Origin of the sequence: Allobosea massiliensis, assembly GCF_042655245.1 — a bacterium.
GTDB classification, from domain to species: Bacteria; Pseudomonadota; Alphaproteobacteria; order Rhizobiales; family Beijerinckiaceae; genus Allobosea; species Allobosea massiliensis.
On the sequence record NZ_JBHSLU010000051.1, the window covers coordinates 1 to 1,913 of the forward strand.

The following is a 1,913-nucleotide window of genomic DNA, read 5'->3' on the forward strand; positions in this document are numbered from 1 at the left end:
CCACCGCATTGATCTCGTTGATGCCGGCGACGAGCTTCTGCATCTGCGCGTCGGCCTGGTCGATCTGCAGCCGCGCCGAGAAATCGCCGGCGGCCGCAGCGGCGACCACCTCGCCGACATCGGAGACCACCAGTGCCATGTTCTCGGCTGCGCGCATGCGCCGCTCGGCCGCCGCGCGCTCCTGCTCCTCCAGCGCCCGGACCTTCACCAGATTCTCGCGGAACACCTCAAGGGCCTTGGCCATGGTGCCGATCTCGTCATGGCGTTCGGTGTGCTGGATGACCGTCTCGAGATGGCCCTTCGCCAATTCGTTCATGGCGTTGGTCGTGGCGACGATCGGGCTGGCGATGCGGCGGGTGGCCATCAGGATGGCGCCGAGGCTGACGAGCGCGGAAACGACAGCCAAACCCATGAACAGAAAGAGATTGGTTTTGTAGGTGGCTTCGGCTGCGGCGATGACGGTAAGCCCACGGCTGGAGATATGCTTGCCGAGATCTTCGAGGGCTTGCTTCATCGCATAAACTGTCGGGCGAATCTCACGCAGTTGCGCCGCCGCAGCTTGCTTGTCTCCCTTGCGGGAGAGATCGAGCACCTTGTCGATACCAGAGAGGTAGGTGGGCACCAAAGCCTCATAGCGCTTCAGCGCCTCCCGGCTGCTCTCCAAAACAAGCAGCGGCCCAAGATCACGACGCAGGCGCTCCAAGTTTGCGCTGTCGTTGCGGATGTCGGCCTCGAACTGAGACAGCGCGGCCGCATCGGTCGTATTCGCATGCATATTGAGCAGCAGGTGACGGGTCAGCATCAGGGATTCGATCTCGCCGGCAATCTTCACCGTGGGCATGACGCGATTTGCGAGTGTCTCGGTGTCGGCCTTCATGGCGCTCATGCCCAGCATCGACAAGCCGATGGCGGCGATCACGGCGGCCGCCAGCGCGACAACGATGCCGATCAGCGAGCTGCGGATGGTGAGTTTCTTGAGCATGTCCGGGTCCCGATGCTGAGGTCACGCGCACGGTCTCGCCGGAGGGCGGCCCCCACCCGATCGCGTCACTGCCGATGGCAGTCCTCCCTACGTATCACGCAAGGTTTAACGGATGATAAACCAATAGAAACTTGATCTGACGTTAAGGCAGAGTCGCCATGTACTGAACGATCGGCACAATGTCGCCTGTTGTCATGGAGGAGCTTGTCGATAACGAATCGGGCCTCTGCGTCAGCGCGTCGCGCCATCGCTTCGGGGGTGCCTGCATCGGGCTCCGCCAACCGCTCGCCATACAAGAAAGGCCCTGCCATTAGGGCAGGGCCTCGATGACTGCGCAGGGTGCGCTCGGTTCAGAACTCTTCCCAACCGCTATCGCCGGCGCGGCTGTTGGCCACCTTTCGCGCTGGGGTTGGCGCTGCGGGCTGCGGTTTCGCGGCGGCCGGGGTCGGTGCCGGTCGCGGAGCCGGTCGCGCACCGGCGAAGGCGGCCTCGGCGAGCTGGCGCAGCCGGGCAGGCTCGCCTGCGGCGGCGGCGGGCGCCGCAGCGGCCGTATCGGACCCTGTCCTGAACGCGGCGACGAGATCGTTGAGCTGGCCGATCTTGCTGGCGAGGGAGCCGGCCGAGGCCGCGCTCTGCTCGGACAGCGCGGCATTCTGCTGCGTCATCTCGTCGAGATGGGCGACCGCCTGGCTCATCTCGTCGACGCCGCTCGCCTGCTCGCCGGATGCCGCCGAGATCTCCGCGATGGTCGCGGCGACCTTCTGCGAGGCGCCGAGGATCTGCTCCAGCGCCTCGCCGGCCTGTCGCACCAGCTTCACGCCTTCGCCGACTTCGGTGTTCGAGGAGGAGATCAGCGCCGAGATGTCCTTCGCCGCGGCGCCCGAGCGCTGGGCGAGGGTCCGAACCTCCGAGGCCACGACGGCGAAGCCCT

General features: G+C 65.6%; 2 protein-coding genes. Both read right to left on the bottom strand.

Going from position 1 to position 1,913, the window contains the following annotated elements; translation table 11 throughout:
* Window positions 1-982 (bottom strand): MCP four helix bundle domain-containing protein (locus ACFPN9_RS16245; RefSeq protein WP_377817253.1); only part of this gene is annotated, 982 nt, incomplete at its 3' end.
* Between the two features lie 350 nt (window positions 983-1,332).
* A partial coding sequence (locus ACFPN9_RS16250; protein ID WP_377817254.1) for a methyl-accepting chemotaxis protein occupies window positions 1,333-1,913 on the bottom strand: 581 nt, incomplete at its 5' end.